The organism is Pseudomonas sp. DCA-1, assembly GCF_046523955.1.
In the GTDB taxonomy this organism is placed as follows: domain Bacteria; phylum Pseudomonadota; class Gammaproteobacteria; order Pseudomonadales; family Pseudomonadaceae; genus Aquipseudomonas; species Aquipseudomonas putida_Y.
On record NZ_CP169881.1, the window covers coordinates 5763788 to 5785016 of the forward strand.

At 63.4% G+C, this 21229-nt stretch carries 16 protein-coding genes; 8 read left to right on the plus strand and 8 right to left on the minus strand.

Translation table 11 applies throughout. From position 1 onward, the window contains the following. Positions 1 to 8 precede the first annotated feature (8 nt). Positions 9 to 1796, plus strand: a complete 1788-nt coding sequence (locus ACE4QZ_RS27000) for a monovalent cation:proton antiporter-2 (CPA2) family protein (RefSeq protein WP_021784864.1) — start codon at positions 9 to 11, stop codon at positions 1794 to 1796. 1624 nt (positions 1797 to 3420) lie between these two features. After that, a complete protein-coding gene (locus ACE4QZ_RS27005; protein WP_021785214.1) occupies positions 3421 to 3714 on the plus strand; it encodes a DUF3077 domain-containing protein in 294 nt (97 codons plus the stop codon). 18 nt (positions 3715 to 3732) lie between these two features. Here the strand turns inward: ACE4QZ_RS27005 and ycaC (ACE4QZ_RS27010) are convergent, their stop codons facing one another. Beyond that, positions 3733 to 4362 carry an isochorismate family cysteine hydrolase YcaC gene (ycaC, locus tag ACE4QZ_RS27010; RefSeq protein WP_021785215.1) on the minus strand — a complete coding sequence of 210 codons (630 nt, stop codon included), beginning with the start codon at positions 4360 to 4362 and terminating at the stop codon, positions 3733 to 3735. 278 nt (positions 4363 to 4640) lie between these two features. On the opposite strand from ycaC (ACE4QZ_RS27010), the gene ACE4QZ_RS27015 reads away from it, so the two are divergent. The 3 genes from ACE4QZ_RS27015 to ACE4QZ_RS27025 all read left to right on the plus strand — a co-directional run bounded on the left by ACE4QZ_RS27015 (position 4641) and on the right by ACE4QZ_RS27025 (position 8622). Next, entirely contained in the window at positions 4641 to 5552 is a 912-nt protein-coding gene (locus ACE4QZ_RS27015; RefSeq protein WP_021785216.1) for a LysR substrate-binding domain-containing protein, read from the plus strand. 207 nt (positions 5553 to 5759) lie between these two features. Next, on the plus strand, positions 5760 to 7022 hold the full coding sequence (locus tag ACE4QZ_RS27020; RefSeq protein ID WP_021785217.1) for an OprD family porin: 1263 nt from the start codon (positions 5760 to 5762) through the stop codon (positions 7020 to 7022). Between the two features lies 1 nt (position 7023). After that, on the plus strand, positions 7024 to 8622 hold the full coding sequence (locus ACE4QZ_RS27025; protein WP_031322763.1) for an MFS transporter: 1599 nt from the start codon (positions 7024 to 7026) through the stop codon (positions 8620 to 8622). Positions 8623 to 8696: 74 nt separating this feature from the next. On the opposite strand, the gene ACE4QZ_RS27030 is transcribed toward ACE4QZ_RS27025, so the two are convergent. The 4 genes from ACE4QZ_RS27030 to ycaC (ACE4QZ_RS27045) form a co-directional block, all read right to left on the minus strand. Then, positions 8697 to 10679, minus strand: a complete 1983-nt coding sequence (locus ACE4QZ_RS27030) for an amidohydrolase (protein WP_021785219.1) — start codon at positions 10677 to 10679, stop codon at positions 8697 to 8699. 198 nt (positions 10680 to 10877) lie between these two features. Continuing rightward, on the minus strand, positions 10878 to 11696 hold the full coding sequence (locus tag ACE4QZ_RS27035) for an alpha/beta fold hydrolase (RefSeq protein ID WP_003253555.1): 819 nt from the start codon (positions 11694 to 11696) through the stop codon (positions 10878 to 10880). Between the two features lie 40 nt (positions 11697 to 11736). Next, positions 11737 to 12045 carry a hypothetical protein gene (locus tag ACE4QZ_RS27040; protein ID WP_003253554.1) on the minus strand — a complete coding sequence of 103 codons (309 nt, stop codon included), beginning with the start codon at positions 12043 to 12045 and terminating at the stop codon, positions 11737 to 11739. Positions 12046 to 12162: 117 nt separating this feature from the next. Further along, on the minus strand, positions 12163 to 12792 hold the full coding sequence (ycaC, locus tag ACE4QZ_RS27045; protein WP_021785220.1) for an isochorismate family cysteine hydrolase YcaC: 630 nt from the start codon (positions 12790 to 12792) through the stop codon (positions 12163 to 12165). A gap of 258 nt (positions 12793 to 13050) precedes the next feature. Here ycaC (ACE4QZ_RS27045) and ACE4QZ_RS27050 point away from each other — a divergent pair, with 258 nt between their 5' ends. Further along, positions 13051 to 14478, plus strand: a complete 1428-nt coding sequence (locus ACE4QZ_RS27050; RefSeq protein WP_021785221.1) for a mechanosensitive ion channel family protein — start codon at positions 13051 to 13053, stop codon at positions 14476 to 14478. Between the two features lie 108 nt (positions 14479 to 14586). On the opposite strand, the gene ACE4QZ_RS27055 is transcribed toward ACE4QZ_RS27050, so the two are convergent. Then, complete coding sequence (locus ACE4QZ_RS27055) at positions 14587 to 15873, minus strand: NAD(P)/FAD-dependent oxidoreductase (RefSeq protein ID WP_021785222.1); 1287 nt, start codon at positions 15871 to 15873, stop codon at positions 14587 to 14589. Positions 15874 to 16030: 157 nt separating this feature from the next. Beyond that, positions 16031 to 17521 carry an aldehyde dehydrogenase family protein gene (locus ACE4QZ_RS27060; protein ID WP_003253547.1) on the minus strand — a complete coding sequence of 497 codons (1491 nt, stop codon included), beginning with the start codon at positions 17519 to 17521 and terminating at the stop codon, positions 16031 to 16033. Positions 17522 to 17656: 135 nt separating this feature from the next. Here ACE4QZ_RS27060 and ACE4QZ_RS27065 point away from each other — a divergent pair, with 135 nt between their 5' ends. Together ACE4QZ_RS27065 and ACE4QZ_RS27070 are read left to right on the plus strand one after the other, a co-directional pair. Further along, positions 17657 to 18547, plus strand: coding sequence for a LysR family transcriptional regulator (locus tag ACE4QZ_RS27065; protein WP_021785223.1), 891 nt, complete (start codon positions 17657 to 17659; stop codon positions 18545 to 18547). A 102-nt stretch (positions 18548 to 18649) separates the two neighbouring features. Next, the gene (locus ACE4QZ_RS27070; protein WP_021785224.1) at positions 18650 to 20044 is read left to right on the plus strand and encodes a VOC family protein; all 1395 of its coding nucleotides are present in this window, start codon (positions 18650 to 18652) and stop codon (positions 20042 to 20044) included. Between the two features lie 258 nt (positions 20045 to 20302). Here ACE4QZ_RS27070 and ACE4QZ_RS27075 read toward each other — a convergent pair whose 3' ends face one another. Beyond that, positions 20303 to 21229: a LysR substrate-binding domain-containing protein gene (locus ACE4QZ_RS27075; protein WP_021785225.1), complete on the minus strand. Its 927-nt coding sequence runs from the start codon at positions 21227 to 21229 to the stop codon at positions 20303 to 20305.

The window sequence follows — 21229 nt, forward strand, 5'->3', positions numbered from 1 at the left end:
ACGAGCCAATGCCACACGAAGGCAGCCTTCTGCAAACTGCGGTGATCTTCCTGCTTGCCGCCGTCCTCGCCGTCCCCCTGGCCAAGCGCTTGCAACTGGGTGCCATGCTCGGCTACCTGCTCGCCGGTGTGGTCATCGGCCCGCAAGCACTTGGCCTGGTCCACGACACAGAAAGGGTGGCGCACATTTCCGAACTGGGCGTGGTCTTGCTGCTGTTCATCATCGGCCTGGAGCTGTCGCCCAAACGCTTGTGGCTGATGCGCAAGTCGGTGTTTGGTGTCGGCACTGCCCAAGTGTTGCTGACCGGCGCGGTTATCGGCGCCATCGCCCTGTTCGGCTTCAGCCAGACGCTGCCCGCGGCCATCGTGCTCGGTCTGGGCCTGGCGCTTTCGTCCACCGCCCTTGGCCTGCAGAGCCTGGCCGAGAACAAACAACTCAATGCCCCGCACGGCCGTCTGGCGTTCGCCATCCTGTTGTTCCAGGACATCGCCGCGATCCCGCTGATCGCCTTGGTACCACTGCTGGCCGCCACTGGCCCGGACACCAGCAGTGGCGACAGCCTGGAGAATGGCCTGAAGGTATTCGCCAGCATCGCCGTGGTCATCATCGGCGGCCGCTACCTGTTGCGCCCGGTGTTCCGCACCGTGGCTCGCACCGGCCTGCCGGAAGTGTCCACTGCCACTGCCCTGCTGGTGGTGATCGGCACCGCCTGGCTGATGGAACAAGCCGGTATTTCCATGGCCCTGGGCGCCTTCCTCGCCGGCCTGCTGCTGGCAGACTCGGAATACCGCCACGAGCTGGAATCACAGATCGAACCCTTCAAGGGCCTGCTGCTGGGGCTGTTCTTCATCAGCGTCGGGATGGGTGCAAACCTGCACCTGCTGCTGGAGATGCCGCTGGTGGTGCTGGGCCTGACCCTGTTGCTGGTGGCCGTGAAGCTCGTGCTGCTGGTCGGCACCGGTCGCCTGGCCGGCGGCCTGAGCGGCGCCAGCGCGCTGCAACTGGGCATGGTGCTGGCCGCTGGCGGCGAGTTTGCCTTTGTGGTGTTCAAGCTGGGCAAGGACCAGGGCCTGTTCGATACCCAGACCTACGACCTGCTGCTGATGACCATTACCCTGTCGATGGCCATCACCCCACTGCTCATGATTGGCTGCGCCCGTGCCCTCAAACGCGCGCAGCCAGTGCGTGAAGTGCCCGACCATTACAAGGCCATCGACGCCGGCACGCCGCGGGTGGTAATCGCCGGCATGGGCCGCATGGGCCAGATCGTCGCGCGTATCCTGCGGGCACAGAAGATCCCGTTCGTTGCTCTGGAAACCTCGGTGGATGCCATCGAGATGACCCGTATGTTCGAACAGGTGCCGGTGTTCTACGGTAACCCGCTGCGCCCCGAAGTACTGCATGCGGCCAAGGTGGGTGAGGCGGAGTACTTCATCATCACCATCGATGACCCGGAGGCCGCCATTCGTAGCGCTGAACGGGTGAAACGCCTGTACCCGCACCTGAAAGTGCTGGCCCGCGCGCGTAACCGCCAGCACGTGCACAAACTGGCGGATGTGGGCGCCGAGCCGATTCGCGAGACATACCACTCCAGCCTGGAAATGGCCCGCCGGGCACTGGTGGGGTTGGGCCTGAGCGATGAACAGGCGGCGGACCGCATTGCACGGTTTACCCAGCATGACGAAGAGGTGCTGGAGGCCCAGGGGCAGGTACGTGATGACCGGGCCAAGGTGATGCAGACGGGCAAGGAGGCGCGGGTGGAGCTGGAACGGTTGTTTGAATCGGATGCGGGTTGAGGCCTTTTGGCGCATGCCTTGAGGGTTGTAGTGCCTGTGAGATCGAGGTGAGCGCTAAGGGGACGTGCGCGTCTGCCCCAGGAATAATTGGCCCGAAACAAATGTAGGAGCGAGCATGCCTTGAGGGTTGTAGTGCCTGTGAGATCGAGCGCCGCCCGCGCGGCGCATCGCGAGCTCGCTCCTACATCTGTTTCGGGCCAGTATCGCCTGTGCCTGCGCGCGCGACCGCCCTGTTTGTCCCCCACGATATCGAGGTGAGCGCCAAGGGGACGTGCGCGTCTGCCCCAGGAATAATTGGCCCGAAACAAATGTAGGGGCGAGCATGCCTTGAGGGTTGTAGTGCCTGTGAGATCGAGCGCCGCCCGCGCGGCGCATCGCGAGCAAGCTCGCTCCTACATCTGTTTCGGGCCAGTATCGCCTGTGCCTGCGCGCGCGACCGCCCTGTTTGTCCCCCACGATATCGAGGTGAGCGCCAAGGGGACGCGCGCGTCTGCCCCAGGAATAATTGGCCCGAAACAAATGTAGGAGCGAGCATGCCTTGAGGGTTGTAGTGCCTGTGAGATCGAGCGCCGCCCGCGCGGCGCATCGCGAGCAAGCTCGCTCCTACATCTGTTTCGGGCCAGTATCGCCTGTGCCTGCGCGCGCGACCGCCCTGTTTGTCCCCCACGATATCGAGGTGAGCGCCAAGGGGACGCGCGCGTCTGCCCCAGGAATAATTGGCCCGAAACAAATGTAGGAGCGAGCTTGCCTTGAGGGTTGTAGTGCCTGTGAGATCGAGCGCCGCCCGCGCGGCGCATCGCGAGCTCGCTCCTACATCTGTTTCGGGCCAGTATCGCCTGTGCCTGCGCGCGCGACCGCCCTGTTTGTCCCCCACGATATCGAGGTGAGCGCCAAGGGGACGTGCGCGTCTGCCCCAGGAATAATTGGCCCGAAACAAATGTAGGGGCGAGCATGCCTTGAGGGTTGTAGTGCCTGTGAGATCGAGCGCCGCCCGCGCGGCGCATCGCGAGCAAGCTCGCTCCTACATCTGTTTCGGGCCAGTATCGCCTGTGCCTGCGCGCGCGACCGCCCTGTTTGTCCCCCACGATATCGAGGTGAGCGCCAAGGGGACGCGCGCGTCTGCCCCAGGAATAATTGGCCCGAAACAAATGTAGGAGCGAGCTTGCTCGCGATGCGCCGCGCGGGCGGCGCTCGATCTCATGGGCGCCAAAAAACTATCGCCAGGCACCTGGAAGCCATCCTGCAATTTCCTGACGATCACCTCGCCGCCATTACGCGAACTCACAAAAACCATCACAAATCGCCTAATTATCAGCTGGGTCCTACTTCCCCGCGAACCATTTCCTACGTTCACGCCAATCCCAAGGAATTATCCTACACACCGTGTCGACGCCCGTCTGATTGTCCAGGGAAGGCCTGCTCTCTAGGCTAACCGGGTCGCTGTCGGTTCAGCGATCGGGTGTGGAAACCCGGATGTGATGAAGGGCTGCCGTTATGGCAGTTGTGCGCGTGAGGCCGTTTGGCCTACCGGCTTGCCTTCTCCCCGGTTTTCCACCCCGCGCACAACTGCCGCCTTCTGCGTGGAAACGGGTGGTTGCAGTTCAATCCTGGAGAAGGAATTGCCATGAAAAGAATCGTCCCCGATCCACCCCTCCCCAACACCACCCAACGCTCTTTCAGCCGCTGCGATGCCGGCCATCGCCCATTGTTCACCGTAAACCCAGGCGTTTCCGCCCACGATGCCCTGGTGCATGTCGCCCAATACCTGCGCGGTGCCTACGACTGTGGCTACAAAGCCTTGGAACATCTGGATGACACAGGCAAGAGCCTGTTCTGGAGCAACCTGAACGCACTCGAAATGGCAGAAGGTTTGGTTGAGGCGTTGCTGGATGGGATTGAGTCACAGCCCATGAATTGAGTCGTTGCTGATGGTTGATTACTTACCCGCAGTCAGCGCGTTATAGCTGGTCATCAGGTTGCGATAATCCGGAATGTGGTTGGAGCATAGTGCAGCCAGCCCTTCGACATCGTTGCGCCAGTCGCGGTGCAGCTCGCAGGCCACGCCGAACCAGGTCATCAGTTGGGCACCCGCCTGGCTCATGCGGTCATGCGCGGCATCACGGGTCATTTCATTGAAGGTGCCGGAAGCATCGGTCACCACGAACACGTCAAAGTCTTCCTCCAAGGCCGACAGCGCCGGGAACGCCACGCAAACCTCGGTCACAACACCTGCAATGATCAGCTGCTTCTTGCCGGTCGCCTTCACCGCCTTGACGAAATCCTCGTTGTCCCAGGCGTTGATCTGGCCAGGGCGGGCAATGTACGGCGCATCCGGGAACAGGGCTTTCAGTTCCGGCACCAATGGGCCGTTGGGGCCTTGCTCGAAGCTGGTGGTGAGGATGGTCGGCAGGTTGAAGAACTTGGCCAGGTCAGCCAGCGCCAGCACGTTGTTCTTGAACTTGTCCGGCTCGATATCGCGCACCAGGGACAGCAGGCCAGCCTGGTGGTCGACCAGCAGTACGGCAGCGTCGTCTTTGTTCAGGCGGTTGTAGGTGAATTTGCTCATGGTCTGTGCTCCTAAGGGTTATGAATTTTTCAGCAATCCGGGGTGTTTCGCGTTGATGGGCACAGATTAAAATCATCACCTTTGCGGCGGTAGTTAGCAGAATCTGGCTTTAGCGTTCTGATTTAGGAACGATGGATTTGTAAGGGCTGTGCTGGCCTCTTCGCGGCTAAAGCCGCTCCTACAGGGACCGCGCAGGCCTCGGGCCTGTGGTGTCCTGTAAGAGCGGCTTTAGCCGCGAAGAGGCCGGCAAAGGCAACCAAATACCCGGAGACCGATCATTGGAAGACCTCAACTCCCTCTACTACTTCACCCAGGTCGTCGAACATGGCGGCTTCGCCCCGGCCGGCCGGGCGCTGGACATGCCCAAGTCAAAGCTCAGCCGGCGAATCGCCGACCTTGAAGACCGTCTGGGCGTGCGGCTGCTGAACCGCACCAGCCGGCACTGCTCGCTGACCGAGATCGGCCAGGCCTACTACAACCGTTGCCTGGCCATGCGCGTGGAGGCCGAGGGCGCGGCGGAAATAATCGAGCGCAACCGCAGCGAACCGCGCGGCCTGGTGCGCATCAGCTGCCCGACCACCCTGCTCAACTCCTGGGTCGGGCCGATGCTGACCCGCTACATGCTCAAGTACCCGCAGGTGGAGCTGTTCATCGAAAGTACCAACCGCCGTGTCGACCTGCTGCATGAGGGCTTCGACATCGCCCTGCGGGTGCGCTTTCCGCCGCTGGAGAACACTGACATGGTGATGAAGGTGCTGAGTAACAGCACCCAGTGCCTGGTTGGCCAACCTCAATATCTGGCACAACTGCCCAACGGGTTTGACCCGCAGCTGCTGGGCACACTACCCAGCGTGCATTGGGGCAGTGCCCAACGCGAGTACCAGTGGGAACTGTTCCAGGGTGAGGACAACAGCCGCAGCATCGTCATCCCGCATACACCACGCATGGTGACTGACGACCTGTTTGCCCTGCGCCATTTCGTGGTGGCCGGAGTGGGGATCGCCCACTTGCCGCGGGTGGCGGTGCGTGAGGATCTGGCGGCGGGACGTCTGGTTGAGCTGATTCCGGACTGGCACCCGCGTTGCGGTATCGTGCATGCGATCTTCCCATCGCGACGTGGGTTGCTGCCTTCGGTGCGAGCGCTGATCGATCATCTGGCTGAGGAGTTCGCCATCAGCGACATGGCTTGAGTGCCTGACTGGCTGAGCCGGCCTCTTCGCGGGCATGCCCGCTCCCACAGGTATTGCACAAGGCTCGGGGCCGGTGGTGGCCCTGTAGGAGCGGCTTTAGCCGCGAAAGGGCCGGTACAGGCAATGCAAATCCCCACCCAGCACACCCTTACAAGACCTTGGGTCTACTCTTCTTCCACACTCCCGGATCATCCCCCGGAGCCCCTCATGATCCGCGCCACCCACGGACCAGGCCGCGCCCTGCTCGCCACCCTCGCCCTCTGGCCGGCGCTGAGCCACGCCGAAGCGCCCGGCTGGTCGCTGCTCAGCCGCAACTATTTCCTGCACAGTGACTTCCGCTCGCCCTCCGGCAGCGGCCAGAACTACCGCCAGGAATGGGCCCAAGGCTTCATCGGCGAGGTCCGTTCCGGCTTCACCGAGGGCACTGTCGGCGTCGGCATCGATGCCCATGGCTTTCTTGGCCTCAAGCTCGACGGCGGCCGCGGCCATAGCGGCACCGGCCTGCTGCCACGCGACAGCGATGGCCGCGCCGCGTCCGAGTACTCCAGCGCCGGTGCCGCGCTCAAACTGCACCTGGGCAACACCCGGCTGCGCTATGGCGAGATGATGGTGGAAACCCCGGTGTTCGACACCGGTGACAAACGCCTGCACCCGGAATACGCCACCGGCTGGCTGGTGGAAAACACCGACCTGCCCGACTGGCGCCTGCAGGCCGGGCGTTTCACTGCCTTCAACAACCAGGACAACAGTTCCACCCACGACGACTTCAGCGGCTACGGCGCCAGCACCCACAACCGGGCCATCAGCCTGGCCGGTGCCACCTTCGCGCCCAACGGGCCGTTCGGCGCCGCACTGTATGCCGGGAAGCTGGAAAACACCTGGCGCCAGGCCTACCTCAACCTGAACCTGGCCAAGGGCAACTGGCGCCTGGACGGCAACCTGTACAAAACCCGCGACACCGGTAACGCCAGCGCAGGGGCGATCGACACCCTCGCCTACAGCCTGCTGGCCAGGTACAGCTTCGGCGCCCAGGCGCTGAGCCTAGCCTACCAGAAGGTCGAGGGCGACACCCCGTTCGACTTCGTCGGCGGCGACTCCATCTACTTGGCCAACGCGATCAAGTACGCCGACTTCAACGGCCCGGGCGAGCACTCGTGGCAACTGCGCTACGACCTGGACTTCGCCACCCTTGGCGTACCTGGCCTGAGCCTGATGGGCCGCTATGTCAGCGGCCGCGGCATCGACGGCAGCCATGCGCCTGCGGGCGGCGCCTATGTGAACCAGTACGGTGACGGCGGCAAGCACTGGGAGCGCGACATCGACCTGAAATACGTGGTGCAGTCGGGGGCTGCCAAGGACCTGAGCCTGTCGTTCTCCCACGTCAGCCACCGCGCCAACCAGGCCCAGGCGGGCGGTGATATCGACCGCATCTACCTGATCATCGAATACCCACTCAAAGGCAGCTTCTGACATGAGTACATCCCCTTCAGGTGCCTGGAGCCCGTTGCGTAACACCACCTTCCGCATGCTGTGGATCGCCACCATCGCCTCCAACATCGGCACCTGGATGCACGAGGTGGGCGCCGGCTGGCTGATGACCACGCTGTCGGCCAGCCCGCTGCACGTGGCGTTGATCCAGGTAGCCGGCTCGTTGCCGATGTTCTTCCTGGCCCTGCCGGCGGGCGCAGCGGCGGACATCGTCGACAAACGCCGCTACCTGTTGCTGGTGCAACTGTGGATGTCTTGTGTAGCGGTTGTGCTGGCGGCCCTGACGTTGCTCGGGATGATGAACGTCACCTTGCTGCTGGTGCTGACCCTGGCACTGGGCATTGGTACAGCGCTGATGATGCCAGCGTGGAGCGCACTGACACCAGAACTGGTGGGCAAGGAGGACCTGGCCAACGCGGTGGCGCTTTCCAGTGTCGGCATCAACGTGTCACGGGCCATCGGCCCGGCACTGGCGGGGGTGGTGGTGAGCATGGTCGGCCCGTGGCTGACCTTCGCCCTGAATGCCATCTCGTTCGCGGGGGTGATCCTGGTGCTGTTCCTGTGGAAGCGCGAGGTGAAGGAACCACTGCTGCCGGCCGAACGCTTCGTTGGCGCCATGCGCACCGGGTTGCGCTTTGCCCGCAGCGCCAAGCCTTTGCAGGCCGTGATGCTACGCGCGTTGGCGTTCTTTTTCTGCGCCAGCGCCGGTACTTCGCTGCTGCCGCTGATCGTGCGTGGCGAGATGCGCGGCACCGCAGCGGACTTCGGCCTGCTGCTGGCGGCCATCGGTATTGGCGCAGTGGCGGGTGCCACCTTGCTGCCGCGCCTGCGTGAACGCATCAGCCGTGACCGCCTGGTGTTTCTGGCCAGCCTGCTGTATGCCCTGTTCCTGCTGGCCCTGGCGCTGGTGCGCAACTTCTATGTGCTGCTGCCAGCGATGCTGCTCAGCGGCGCGGCGTGGATCGCGGTGCTGTCCAACCTGCAGGTGGCTGCACAGACTTCGGTGCCCGCCTGGGTACGGGCGCGGGCTTTGTCGGTATACATTCTGATCTTCTTCGGCGCCATGGCCTGTGGCGGCCTGCTGTGGGGCACGCTGGCCAGCCATGCAACGATCACCTTCAGCCTGCTGCTGGCCGCAGGCGGCCTGGCGCTGGGTACCTTGCTGACCTGCAAGGTGGCGCTGCCGGAAACCGAGGCAGAAGAGCTGACGCCGTCGCTGCATTGGCCGGTGCCGGTATTGAGCGATGACATGGACAAGGAAGTCGGACCGGTGATGGTCACCGTCGAGTACCACATCGCCCCCACCAAGGCCGAGGCCTTCCAGCAGGCGGCGCGGGAGCTGGAAGCGATGCGCAAGCGCAATGGCGCATTGTCGTGGGGGTTGATGCGGGACAGTGCTGATCCGGCGTTGTGGCTGGAGTTCTTCTTCGAGGAATCGTGGCTGGAGCATCTGCGGCATCACCACCGGGTGACCCGTGGTGAGCTGAAGATCGAGGCGCGGGTCAGGATGCTGCAGACCGATGGGATTGAAGTGCGAATTCGGCATTTGTTGGCTGGCGGGGAGCATAAGGCTCACCATTGATGCTGGCCTTGGCGGCCCTTGAGGCACAAGAACGGGGGCCAGATATTGGCCCCCGTTCTTCACATCAGCTCAGCTTAGAACGCGAAGCACGAACAGCCTAACGCTCCCCAGAAACCTTGGAAGTCATTTACCGGTACGCTCGAATGCCGCGCCTTTTCATGGCTGTGTGCATGCACACCGCAAGGCCCGCTGCACTGGTGCACAGCCGCTGCCAACGATGGCGTACCGACACGCCAGTGCCCAGGTACCTTGGTCACCGGCGACCACTCCGGCAGCACCGGCACCTGCGGCGGGCCTAGCTTGTCGAACTCGCCAGCACCATACACCACCTTGCCATCAACGATGGTCAGCACCGACTCGATGCCCTTGATCGCTTCTTCATCGACACTGAAGAAGTCCAGCGACAATGCTGCCAGGTCAGCCAGCTGGCCCACCTTGATCTGGCCTTTCTTGCCTTGCTCGCTGGAAAACCAGGCGCTGCCCTGGGTGAACAGTTGCAGCGCGGTGTCACGGCTCAAGCCTTCCGGGTACAGCTCCATGCCACCGACCGTCTTGCCGCTGACCAGCCAGTACAGTGAGGTCCATGGGTTGTAGCTAGACACCCGAGTGGCATCGGTACCCGCGCCCACCGGCACGCCCATTTCGAGCATGCGCTTGATCGGCGGGGTCTGCTCGGCGGCCTTGGCGCCGTAGCGGTCGACGAAGTATTCACCCTGGAAGGCCATGCGGTCCTGGATGGCAATACCACCGCCCAGCGCACGCACGCGCTCGATGTTCTGCGGGGTGATGGTTTCGGCGTGATCGAAGAACCACGGCAGGCCATTGAACGGGATGTCGCGGTTGACCTTCTCGAACACGTCGAGCATGCGCGTGATCGATTCGTTGTAGGTGGCGTGCAGGCGGAACGGCCAGCGCTGCTCGACCAGGTGGCGCACCACCGGCTCCAGCTCTTCTTCCATGGTCTGCGGCAGGTCCGGGCGCGGCTCGAGGAAGTCCTCGAAGTCGGCGGCGGAGAACACCAGCATCTCACCGGCGCCGTTGTGGCGCAGGAAGTCGGTGCCACTGTGCAGCTTGACGCTGGCCGTCCACTTCTTGAAGTCGTCCAGCTCTTCCTTGGGCTTCTGGGTGAACAGGTTGTAGGCGATGCGCACGGTCAGCTGGTTATTGTCGGCCAGTTCCTGGATAACCGAGTAGTCATCGGGGAAGTTCTGGTAGCCGCCACCGGCGTCGATGGCGCTGGTCAGGCCCAGGCGGTTGAGCTCACGCATGAACTGGCGAGTGGAGTTGACCTGATACTCCAGCGGCAGCTTAGGCCCCTTGGCCAGCGTGGCGTAGAGAATCATCGCGTTCGGGCGGGCGATCAGCATGCCGGTCGGGTTGCCGAACTTGTCGCGCTGGATCTCGCCACCCGGCGGGTTCGGCGTGTCCTTGGTGTATCCGACAGCCTTGAGCGCAGCGCGGTTGAGCAGCGCGCGGTCGTACAGGTGCAGCAGGAACACCGGAGTGTCAGGGGCGGCCTGGTTGATTTCCTCAAGGGTGGGCATGCGCTTTTCGGCGAACTGGAATTCATTCCAGCCACCGACCACGCGCACCCATTGCGGGGTAGGCGTGCGCGCCGCCTGGTCCTTGAGCATACGCAGGGCATCGGCCACCGACGGCACCCCTTCCCAGCGCAGCTCGAGGTTGTAGTTCAGACCGCCCCGGATCAGGTGCAGGTGCGAGTCATTGAGGCCGGGGATCACCGTGCGCTGCTTGAGGTCGATGATCTGCGAGGCGGCACCCTTGTGGGCCATGGCCTCGGCGTCGCTGCCCACGGCGATGAAGCGGCCGTCCTTGATGGCGACAGCAGTCGCGGTGGGCTTTTCGCGGTCAACGGTGTGCAGTTTGCCGTTGAACAGAATCAGGTCGGCGGTCATGGAACCTCCTTGCGTGGATGCGTGAGCGAAACCGGCTTGGCCGGTAAAAGGCAATGCGGACCAGAGCGCGCCGGCAGCACCGAGCACAGTGCTGGTGGCGAGGAACTGGCGACGGGTCTTGTCGTTGCGATCCTGGGACATAGGCTTCTCCGACTAGGGCCGGCAGGGGGACTGCAAAGCATGCCGGTTGATGCAAGGCCTGTGCTTGGATGGATGTGCGGTGGGTTGAAGAAGGTTAGTCCTGGTCAAGCCTTTTGCTGCCTGGGCCGGCCTCTTCGCGGGTAAACCCGCTCCTACAACGTCTGTAGGAGCGGGTTTACCCGCGAATGTTTTCCACAATTACCGCTGAAGGAACGCCAGCAAGTCCTCATTCAGCTGCTGCGCATGGGTCACTGCAAAACCGTGCGGCGCCCCGGCATACACCTTCAGCTCGGCGCCGCGAATCAGCTCCGCCGCCTGCTTGCCAGTGGTCTCGAACGGCACGATCTGGTCGTCATCGCCATGGATCACCAACGTCGGCACATCGACCTTGGCCATGTCGGGACGGAAATCGGTCTCCGAGAATGCCGTCACACAGTCCAGGGTGCCTTTGATTGACGCCATCAGCGCAATGTTCAGGGTCTGCGTCTGCACACCCTGGGACACCTGCTGCCCATGGTTCAGGCCGTAGAACGGCGTAGCGAAATCGGCGATGAACTGCGCGCGGTCGGCACGCAGGCCGGCCTGGATGCCCTCGAACACCGACAGGTCGACACCGTCAGGGTTGTCCTCACGCTTGCCGAACACTGGCGTCACCGCGCCCAGCAACACCAGCCCGGCCACCCGCTCGCTGCCGTGGCGGGCGATGTAGCGGCTGACATCACCGCCCCCCATCGAGAAGCCCACCAGGGTGACGTCGCGCAGGTCGAGGTGCTCGATCAGCTGGGCAATGTCATCGGCGAAGGTGTCGTAGTCGTAACCGTTCCACGGCTGGCTCGAGCGGCCGAAACCCCGGCGGTCGAAGGCGATGGCGCGGTAACCGCGGCTGGCCAGGAACTCCATCTGGGAATCCCACATGTCGGCGTCCAGCGGCCAGCCGTGGCTGAACAGCACAGGCTTGCCGCTGCCCCAGTCCTTGAAATAGATCGAAGTGCCATCGCGGGTAACGAACGTACTCATAACGGTATCTCCTTGAAAGTTTCCAGGTGAAGGCGTCGGCTCAGCCGCGCAGCCAGTTGGCGCAGCGGCGGGTTACCCAAGGCATGATGTAGAACACCACGGGCAGGATGACGAACAGGTTGACGATCAGGTTGCCGGTGATGACGCCGCCCAGCTGCGGGAAGCGTGCAAACAGCGGCGCCAGCAGTTGCGGGATGACCATGGTCATCGGGCAGATCACCAGGTAGGTCAGCAGTGCCTGCTTCCAACGCGGCGGTTGCGCTGCCGGGGTGCCCGGCGAGCTATCAAGCACCTTGTGTTGCAGGCATACGGTCACCACTTCGCGGTTGTCATGGAGTGCGGTGTTCATCGGCGTTCCTTGGGATGAGCTTGCCCGCATTCACTGTGCAACGGCGAACGGGCGGAGGATTGGATGGGTGTGCTGCCCTGCGCGGGCACCGACTCACGGCGCCCGGGGCGGGTCGGCTTACTTGCCGGCGTTGAAAGCGTTGTAGCTGGTCATCAGGTTGCGGTAGTCCGGGATGTGGTTGGAGCACAGCGCGGCCAGGCCTTCGATGTCGTTGCGCCAGTCGCGGTGCAGCTCACAGGCCACGCCGAACCAAGTCATCAGCTGGGCACCCGCCTGGCTCATGCGGTCGTGGGCAGCGTCGCGGGTCATGGCGTTGAAAGTGCCGGAGGCATCAGTGACCACGAACACGTCGAACTCTTCTTCCAGGGCCGACAGGGCCGGGAAAGCTACACAGACCTCAGTCACCACACCGGCAATGATCAGCTGCTTCTTGCCAGTGGCTTTCACGGCCTTGACGAAGTCTTCGTTGTCCCAGGCGTTGATCTGGCCAGGGCGGGCAATGTACGGAGCGTCCGGGAACAGGGCTTTCAGCTCCGGTACCAGTGGGCCGTTGGGGCCTTGCTCGAAGCTGGTGGTAAGAATGGTCGGCAGGTTGAAGAACTTGGCCAGGTCGGCCAGGGCCAGCACGTTGTTCTTGAACGCATCCGGCTCGATGTCGCGCACCAGGGACAGCAGGCCAGCCTGGTGATCGACCAGCAGTACGGCGGCGTCGTCTTTGTTCAGGCGGTTGTATTTGAAGTGGGTCATGGGGGTAGCTCCTAAGGGTTTTGATGTTCAGTAAGTTGGTGTTTCGCGTTGATGGGAGAAGATTAAAACCATCACCTTTGGAGCGGTAGATAGCAGTTTTTGGCTTTAGCGTTCTGTTTTGGGAACGATAGATTGGCGTTGGTTTTGCTGGCCCCTTCGCGGGCTTGCCCGCGAAGGGGCCAGCACAGGCTTGCATTGCCTGCCCGGCAAACCTGCTCTATTACTACCCACAGCCCTCCCCTCACCCCCGAGACCACCATGCTGGCCTTCATCCAGTCGACCCCGTTGTTGCTCGGTTGCGCCCTGATCCTGCTCGACCTCGTGCTTTGGCAACTGATCCCCATTCAGCGCCATGCCTGGCGCATCAGCGCGCGCCTGGTGATCTTCCTGCTGTTCAGCGCGGTGCTGATGGCCGCCGGCATGAGCCCGCTGCAACCACCGCCGTGGCCCGACGATCTTTCGCGCAACCTGATGGCCACGGTATTGGCCATCGGCTGGTGGCTGTTCGGTGCGCGCACGGTGACCGTGGTGTTCGGCCTGTTGCTGGTGGCCCGTGGCAGCCATGGCGGGCGCTTGCTGCAGGATGTGCTGGGGGCGTTGATCTTCCTCGCCGCCGTGGTCGCGGCCGCAGGCTACGTGCTGCAACTGCCGGTGAAGGGCCTGCTGGCCACCTCCGGGGTAATGGCCATCGTCATCGGCCTGGCGCTGCAGAGCACACTGGCTGACGTCTTCAGCGGCATCGTGCTGAACACCACGCGGCCCTATCAGATTGGCGACTCAATCTCCATCGACGGCACCGAAGGCAAGGTCCTGGACATCGACTGGCGCGCCACGCGCCTGCTGACCGGTACCGGCAGCCTGGCGGTGATCCCCAACTCGGTGGCGGCCAAGGCGCGGCTGCTCAACCACAGTCGCCCGGCCGATGTGCACGGGGTATCGATCAGCGTGGTGGTCCCGGCCAAGGTACGGCCCAAGCGCGTGTTCGATGCGCTGGAAAAAGCCTTGCAGGGCGTCAGTGCCATCCTTGCGACCCCGAAGCCGAAGGTGACGGTAAAGGCCTCGACTCTGGAATCGGTGGAGTACGAGGCTAGCGGCTTCGTGGCCGATGCGGGCACCAAGGGCGATGCACGTAACCAGTTGTTCGACTTGGCACACCGGCATCTGGAGGCCAGCGGAGTGATGTGGAACGTCGACCTGGCGGTGCCGCCGCGCAGCCGCCAGCGCGAGGTACTGAATGAGGTTCGAGTGTTCCGCTCGCTAAGTGATGAAGAGCGCGATGCGTTGAGCCAGCGCATGACTGCAGTCGAGTACCTGGCGGACCAGGTGATCCTGGGGGTGGGCGAGCATTCCGATCATCTGCTGGTGATTGCCAGCGGTGTGGTATCGGCCTCGGTGCGCGACGGAGACAAGCGGCTGGAGGCCGGGCGCATGGGGCCGGGAGAGGTGCTTGGGATCGAGGGGATCATCGACGACGAAGACTCGCTGGCCGAATTCCGCACGCTGACCAGTTGCGTGCTGTACCGGATCGACAAGGAACAGGTGAAGAGCTGTTTGCAGCAGCGTGGCGAAGTGCAGACGGCGTTGAGCAAGTTGCAGCGGTTCCGGCGGCAGAGCCGGGAGTCGTTGTTGCTGCAAAAGCCGGCCCTGATCAAGAAAGGTGGCTTCCTCAGCTGGCTGCACAAGTGAGACTGTGCTGGCCTCTTCGCGGGTAAACCCGCTCCTACAGGTTCACCACAGCCCTCTCAGGCGGTGAACAATTTGTAGGAGCGGGTTTACCCGCGAATAGGCCAGTACTTACAACACAACCCTCAGGCACTGCCCCGCGTGGTACAGCGAGAAGCCAGACTCGTAGAACGCCGTCCGCAGCGAAGGCGCGCTCACACCGCTCATCGGCGAGAACGGAATGGGCAGGCTGTCAGCCTCGCCCTTGAGCAGGAACTCGGCAAACGCCCGGCCAATCACGGTGCCGGTGGTATTACCGCGCCCGTTGTACCCGGTTACCGCCACCAGCCCCGGCGCCGGCTCGAACAGGCGCATCAGGTGGTCGGGGGTGAAGTCGATGCAGCCAGTCCAGTGCATTTCCCACTCGACTTTGCCCAGCTCGGGGTAATAGTGGCTCTGGATGCGGTCGGCCCAGCTGCGCACGAACCAGGCTGGCTTGTTGTCTACCCGGCCCAGGCTGCCGAGCAGCAGTCGGCCCTGATCGTCGCGGCGGATGCTGCTGAGCACGGTGCGGGTGTCCCACGAACCTTGGCCGTGTGGCAGCACCTTGTCGGCTGCAATACCCTGCAGCGGTTTGGAGGCTACCTGATAGTAGTAACCACGGAAGAACTGCTTCTGCAGGTTGCTCCAGTCGCCTTCGGTGTAGGCGCCGGTGGAAATGACCACCTTTTCGGCGCGCACAGCGCCACGCGCAGTCTTCACCTGCCAGCCATCCCCCTCACGCTCCAGGCCTTCGACCGAAGACTGCTGGAAAATCTTGCCGCCCAGGCGCGCCACGGCAGCCGCCAGGCCCTGGGTGTAGCCCATGGGGTTGATGGTGCCAGCACGGCGATCAAGCAGCGCAGCGGAAATCTTGTCGGTACCGCAGTATTCCTGGCACTGGGCGCCGGTCAGCAGCTCGACGTCGGCACCTCGGCGGCGCCATTGTTCGTGACGCGCTTCGAGGTCGGCGATGCCGGTGGCGTTGTGCGCCATGTGCAGCGTGCCTTTGTGCTGGGCCTGGCAATCGATGCCGAGGCGCTCGATCATGGCGAATACTTCAGCCGGGGCTTCGCCAAGCACCTTGTTCAGGCGGCTGCCCTGCTTATGGCCAAGGGTGGCCTCGACGTCGTCGGGGCGGATCCAGGTGCCGGCGTTGACCAGGCCGACGTTGCGCCCGGAGCCACCGTGGCCGATCTTCCAGGCCTCCAGCACGATCACCGACTTGCCCTGTTCGAGCAGGTGGATGGCCGCCGACAGGCCGGTAATACCGCCGCCGATCACGCAGATATCGGCCTTGTGCTCACCGGCCAGGGCCTGGGCGGCGACGGTCGGTTTGCTGACGTGTTCCCACAAGCATTGTTGACGCAGTTCGGACATGGCCGGCTCCAGCAATTTGTTCTTGTTGGGGCCGCAGGGCGGCCCATTCGCGGGTAAACCCGCTCCTACAAGGATCGGTGTCGCTTGGACGAACCCTGTAGGAGCGGGTCTACCCGCGAACCGGGGGCCAGGCCCCCGGCCATGCAGCATCAATACATCAGTCGAACACGATACCCTGCGCCAGCGGCAGCTCGCGCGAGTAGTTCACGGTGTTCGTCTGGCGACGCATGTAGCCTTTCCAGGCATCCGAGCCCGACTCACGGCCACCGCCCGTTTCCTTCTCGCCACCAAATGCACCGCCGATCTCGGCGCCGCTGGTGCCGATGTTGACGTTGGCGATGCCGCAGTCGCTGCCCGAGGCGCTCTGGAAGCGCTCGGCTTCACGGATGTCGGTGGTGAAGATGCAGGACGACAGGCCTTGTGGCACTTCGTTGTTCAGGCGCAGCGCCTCTTCGAAGTCGTCATAGGCCAGCACGTACAGGATCGGGGCGAAGGTTTCGTGGCGCACCACGTCACTTTGCGCCGGCATTTCAGCAATGGCGGGTGAAACGTAGTAGGCGTTCGGGTACTGGTCGGCCAGCTGACGCTCGCCACCAAAGACCTGGCCACCTTCGTCGCGGGCCTTGGCCAGTGCACCTTGCATGGCGTCGAACGACTGCTTGTCGATCAGCGGGCCTACCAGGTTGTCTTTACGTGGGTCGCCGATGCGCACTTTGCCGTAGGCAGCTTTGACGCGGGCAACCACTTCGTCCTTGATAGAGCGGTGCACGATCAGGCGACGCAGGGTGGTGCAACGCTGGCCGGCAGTGCCAACAGCCGAGAACAGGATGCCACGCACGGCCAGGTCCAGGTCTGCGCTCGGGGCCAGGATCATGGCGTTGTTGCCACCCAGCTCCAGGATGCTGCGGCCGAAGCGGGCAGCAACGCGTGGGCCGACTTCGCGACCCATGCGGGTGCTGCCGGTAGCGCTGACCAGCGGTACGCGCGGGTCATCAACCATGGCTTCGCCAGCTTCACGGCCGCCGATAACCAGTTGTGCCAAGCCAGCCGGGGCATCGCCGAAGGCTTTCAGGGCTTTTTCGAACAGCGCCTGGCAGGCCAGGGCGGTCAGAGGAGTTTTCTCGGACGGCTTCCATACCACCGAGTTGCCGGCCACCAGCGCCAGCGCGGTGTTCCAGGCCCACACGGCAACCGGGAAGTTGAAGGCGCTGATCACGCCGACCACGCCCAGCGGGTGCCAGGTTTCACGCATGTGGTGGCCCGGGCGCTCGGAAGCGATGGTCAGGCCGTACAGCTGGCGCGACAGGCCAACCGCGAAGTCACAGATGTCGATCATTTCCTGCACTTCGCCCAGGCCTTCCTGGGTAATCTTGCCGGCTTCGATCGAAACCAGCTCGCCGAGGTCGGCCTTGTGCTCACGCAGCACTTCGCCGAACAGGCGCACCAGTTCGCCACGGCGCGGAGCCGGCACACTGCGCCAGGCTTCGAAGGCGCTTTGGGCCTGATCGATACGGGCGATGGTCTCGGCCTTGCCGAGCAGTTTCACCGAGGCGATCTGGCTGCCGTCGATCGGCGTGTGAACAGGGTAGTCGCCCTGGGTGTAAGCCTCGGCGGCAACGCCAAGGCGCTCGAGCAATCCAGCAACCATTTGTGCATCTCCTACATCGGTGATGGGGTGGAAAAATGATGTGGATCAGTATTAATCCGATCACATAGGTACAACAAACGACCTTTATTCCGCATATCATTCCGTCAGGTAATGATTTGAGCCGCAGAGACCGCTATGTCAAAACGCCTGGTACCCTCCATGACCGCCCTGCAGTGCTTTGAAGCTGCAGCCCGCCATCTGAGTTTTACCCGTGCTGCCGAAGAACTGCACCTGACCCAGAGCGCGGTCAGCAAGCAGGTGGCGCAGCTGGAGGACATGCTGCGCCACCACCTGTTCCTGCGCATCCGCCGGCGCTTGCAGCTGACGCCGGCCGGCAGCCTGTACCTGGCCGAGGTCAACAAGATCCTCACCCAGGTGGACATGTCCAGCCGCTACGTACTCACCTACGGCGAGCAGACCGAGATATTGAAGGTAGCCACTCAACCGAGTTTTGGCGTGCGCTGGTTGATCCCGCACCTGAAGGGTTTTGGCAAACGGCACAGCAATATCCACTTGGACATTCGCAACGAGATGGAGCCGTTCGCCCTGCTGCAAGGCTCGGCTGACGTGGTGTTCTTCTATGGCCAGGGCACCTGGCCGGGAGCCACGTGCGTGGAGTTGTTCCGTGAAGAGGTGGTGCCGGTGTGTGCGCCAGAGCTGCTGGCCGGACGCAGGCTGGCCGGTGCCGAGGAGCTGGCCGAACTGGTGCTGCTGCAAAGCACCTCGCGGCCGGAGGCCTGGCATGAATGGTTCCTGGAGCAGGGCCTGCAAAGCGTCAGCGCCTACCACGGGCCGCGCTTCGATACGTTCTATATGGCGTTGAGCGCGGCGCAGGCCGGGTGCGGGGTGGCGCTGGTGCCGCGCTACCTGGCTGCGAAGGAGCTGGCCGACGGTAGCCTGGTGGTGCCGTGGGACCACGCGATGCGCAGTGCAGGGGCGCATTACCTGGCGTATGCCGAGCATGCGGCGGAAGTGCCCAAGGTGCGGGCGCTGGTGGAGTGGATCCACGAACAGCTACAGGCTTGAGGTCGATCAAAAAAGGAATGACACACTCACTTTTTTTCGCTTGTGAGCAAAGTGCATTCCCAGCTTTCATGTAAGCGTCCGAACCCAACCAGGAAGCTAGCGATGCCAGCCCACGATTTCGTCAGCCCAGACAGCATCCGCGCGCAGTTCTCTGCCGCCATGTCGCTTATGTACAAACAGGAAGTGCCGCTGTACGGCACGCTGCTGGAGCTGGTGAGCGAAATCAACCAGCAGGTAATGGCCCAGCAACCCGAAGTGGCCGAGGCCCTGCGCTGGACCGGCGAAATAGAGCGCCTGGACCAGGAACGCCACGGCGCCATCCGCGTCGGCACCGCCGAAGAACTGGCCACCATCGCCCGCCTGTTCGCGGTCATGGGCATGCAGCCGGTCGGCTACTATGACCTCAGCTCCGCTGGCGTACCGGTGCATTCCACCGCCTTCCGCGCGGTGCACGAGCAATCGCTGCATGTCAGCCCGTTCCGTGTGTTCACCTCGCTGCTGCGCCTGGAGCTGATCGACAACCCGCAGTTGCGCGAGCTGGCACAGGGCATCCTGGCCAAGCGCCAGATCTTCACCGCCCGCGCCCTCGAACTGATCGCCCAGTGTGAGCGCGAGGGTGGTCTTGACGCCGCGGATGCAGAGACGTTCGTGCAGGAGGCGCTGCACACCTTCCGCTGGCACCAGGATGCTACCGTCACGGCCGAGCAATACCAGCAGCTGCACGACCAACACCGCCTGATCGCCGATGTGGTGGCCTTCAAGGGCCCGCACATCAACCACCTGACCCCGCGCACCCTGGATATCGATGCAATCCAGCTCGGCATGCCGGCCAAGGGCATCCCGCCGAAGGCCGTGGTTGAAGGCCCGCCCACCCGCCGCCACCCGATCCTGCTGCGCCAGACCAGCTTCAAGGCCCTGCAGGAAACGGTCGCCTTCATCGACCAGCAAGGCAGCAAAGGCAGCCACACCGCACGCTTTGGCGAAATCGAGCAACGCGGCGCGGCGCTGACGCCGAAAGGTCGCCAGCTCTACGACAAGTTGCTCGACGCTACCCGCGCTGCGCTGGGTGGCGCTCCGGCCGAAGCCAATGCCGAGCGTTACATGGCGCTGCTGCAGGCAAACTTTGCCGAGTTCCCGGATGACCTGGCGCAGATGCGCGAACAAGGTCTTGCATATTTCCGCTACTTCGCCACTGAGAAAGGCTTGGCCGCACGCGACCAGAAAGGCCGCCCGACCACCCTGCAAGGGCTGATCGACGCGGGCCATGTGCATTTCGAGGCGCTGGTGTACGAGGACTTCCTGCCGGTGAGTGCGGCGGGGATCTTCCAGTCCAACCTGGGCGACGATGCGCAGGCCGAATACGGCAGCAACGCCAACCGCGAAGCGTTCGAAGCCGCGCTGGGGTTGCAGGTACAGGATGAGCTGGCGCTGTATGCGCAAAGCGAGCGCCGGTCGCTGGAGGCCTGTGCACAGGCGTTGAACCTGGGTTCGATATAAAACTGTACCGGCCTCTTCGCGGGCAAGCCCGCTCCCACAGGTACCGTGTCGGGCCAAGGCATACGATAGACCTGTCGGAGCGGCCTCTTCGCGGGCTTGCCCGCTCCCCACAGGTACCGTGTCGGGCCAAGGCATACGATAGACCTGTGGGAGCGGCCTCTTCGCGGGCTTGCCCGCTCCCACAGGTACCGTGTCAGGTCAAGACATACGATAGACCTGTGGGAGCGGGCGAGCCCGCGAAGAGGCCGGTGCAGATGATCAAAGACGCGGCAGGATTTCCACATCCGGCAAATCCATCGCCGCCACCTCGTCTTCCAGAAACGCACTCAATCGCCGCAAACGCTCGCCACCCGGGCGTGTACGCGGCCACACCAGGTAGTAATCCATGCCGCTGGGCACCGCTATCGGCCATGGCAGGCTCAAGCGTTTCTGCGCCACATCTTCGGCCACCATCAGCAAATCGCCCATGGATATTCCGTAGCCACGCGCCGCAGCAATCATGCCCAGCTCCAGGGTGTCGAACACCTGGCCACCCTTGAGCGACACCTTGTCGCCAAGCCCCATACGCTCCAGCCATTCCCGCCAGTCACGCTTGTCCAAGGTGGGGTGTAGCAGTTCGACAGAGGCCAGCCTACACACATCCCAGGGCTCCTCGTCGAGCAGGTCCGGCGCACCGACCGGGATCAGTAACTCAGGGAACAGCTTGCGTACCTCCCACTCCGCCGGGAACACCCCGTCACTGAGCAAAACCGCGCAATCGAACGGCTCCTGGTTGAAGTCCACATGGTCGACATCCATCCAGGCACTGGTCAGTTGCACCTCATTGCCCGGCTGCAGGTGGCGAAAGCGGCTAAGGCACGCCAGCAACCAGCGCATGGTCAAGGTCGAGGGGGCTTTCATACGCAGTATGTCGTCTTCACCACACAAGGTTTCGCAGGCCCGCTCAAACGCCGCAAAGCCCTCGCGCACGCCCGGCAGCAGTACCCGCCCCGCTTCGGTAAGTTGCAGGCTGCGGCCACTGCGCACGAACAGGCGGCAGGCAAAATGCTCTTCCAACGTACGGATATGCCGGCTGATGGCGCTTTGGGTGATAGAAAGCTCTTCGCCCGCACGGGTGAAGGAGCTTAGCCGCGCGGCAGCTTCGAATGCGCGCAGGGCATACAGCGGTGGTAGCTGGCGTGGCAT

What these genes read in the sequence shown, in the direction of transcription:
- ACE4QZ_RS27000 (WP_021784864.1), top strand. Translation starts at nt 9, where the DNA reads ATGCCACACGAAGGCAGCCTTCTGCAAACTGCGGTGATCTTCCTGCTT.
- ACE4QZ_RS27005 (WP_021785214.1), top strand. Translation starts at nt 3,421, where the DNA reads ATGAAAAGAATCGTCCCCGATCCACCCCTCCCCAACACCACCCAACGC.
- ycaC (WP_021785215.1), bottom strand. Translation starts at nt 4,362, where the DNA reads ATGAGCAAATTCACCTACAACCGCCTGAACAAAGACGACGCTGCCGTA.
- ACE4QZ_RS27020 (WP_021785217.1), top strand. Translation starts at nt 5,760, where the DNA reads ATGATCCGCGCCACCCACGGACCAGGCCGCGCCCTGCTCGCCACCCTC.
- ACE4QZ_RS27025 (WP_031322763.1), top strand. Translation starts at nt 7,024, where the DNA reads ATGAGTACATCCCCTTCAGGTGCCTGGAGCCCGTTGCGTAACACCACC.
- ACE4QZ_RS27030 (WP_021785219.1), bottom strand. Translation starts at nt 10,679, where the DNA reads ATGTCCCAGGATCGCAACGACAAGACCCGTCGCCAGTTCCTCGCCACC.
- ACE4QZ_RS27035 (WP_003253555.1), bottom strand. Translation starts at nt 11,696, where the DNA reads ATGAGTACGTTCGTTACCCGCGATGGCACTTCGATCTATTTCAAGGAC.
- ACE4QZ_RS27040 (WP_003253554.1), bottom strand. Translation starts at nt 12,045, where the DNA reads ATGAACACCGCACTCCATGACAACCGCGAAGTGGTGACCGTATGCCTG.
- ycaC (WP_021785220.1), bottom strand. Translation starts at nt 12,792, where the DNA reads ATGACCCACTTCAAATACAACCGCCTGAACAAAGACGACGCCGCCGTA.
- ACE4QZ_RS27050 (WP_021785221.1), top strand. Translation starts at nt 13,051, where the DNA reads ATGCTGGCCTTCATCCAGTCGACCCCGTTGTTGCTCGGTTGCGCCCTG.
- ACE4QZ_RS27055 (WP_021785222.1), bottom strand. Translation starts at nt 15,873, where the DNA reads ATGTCCGAACTGCGTCAACAATGCTTGTGGGAACACGTCAGCAAACCG.
- ACE4QZ_RS27060 (WP_003253547.1), bottom strand. Translation starts at nt 17,521, where the DNA reads ATGGTTGCTGGATTGCTCGAGCGCCTTGGCGTTGCCGCCGAGGCTTAC.
- ACE4QZ_RS27065 (WP_021785223.1), top strand. Translation starts at nt 17,657, where the DNA reads ATGTCAAAACGCCTGGTACCCTCCATGACCGCCCTGCAGTGCTTTGAA.
- ACE4QZ_RS27070 (WP_021785224.1), top strand. Translation starts at nt 18,650, where the DNA reads ATGCCAGCCCACGATTTCGTCAGCCCAGACAGCATCCGCGCGCAGTTC.
- ACE4QZ_RS27075 (WP_021785225.1), bottom strand. Translation starts at nt 21,229, where the DNA reads ATGCCACGCCAGCTACCACCGCTGTATGCCCTGCGCGCATTCGAAGCT.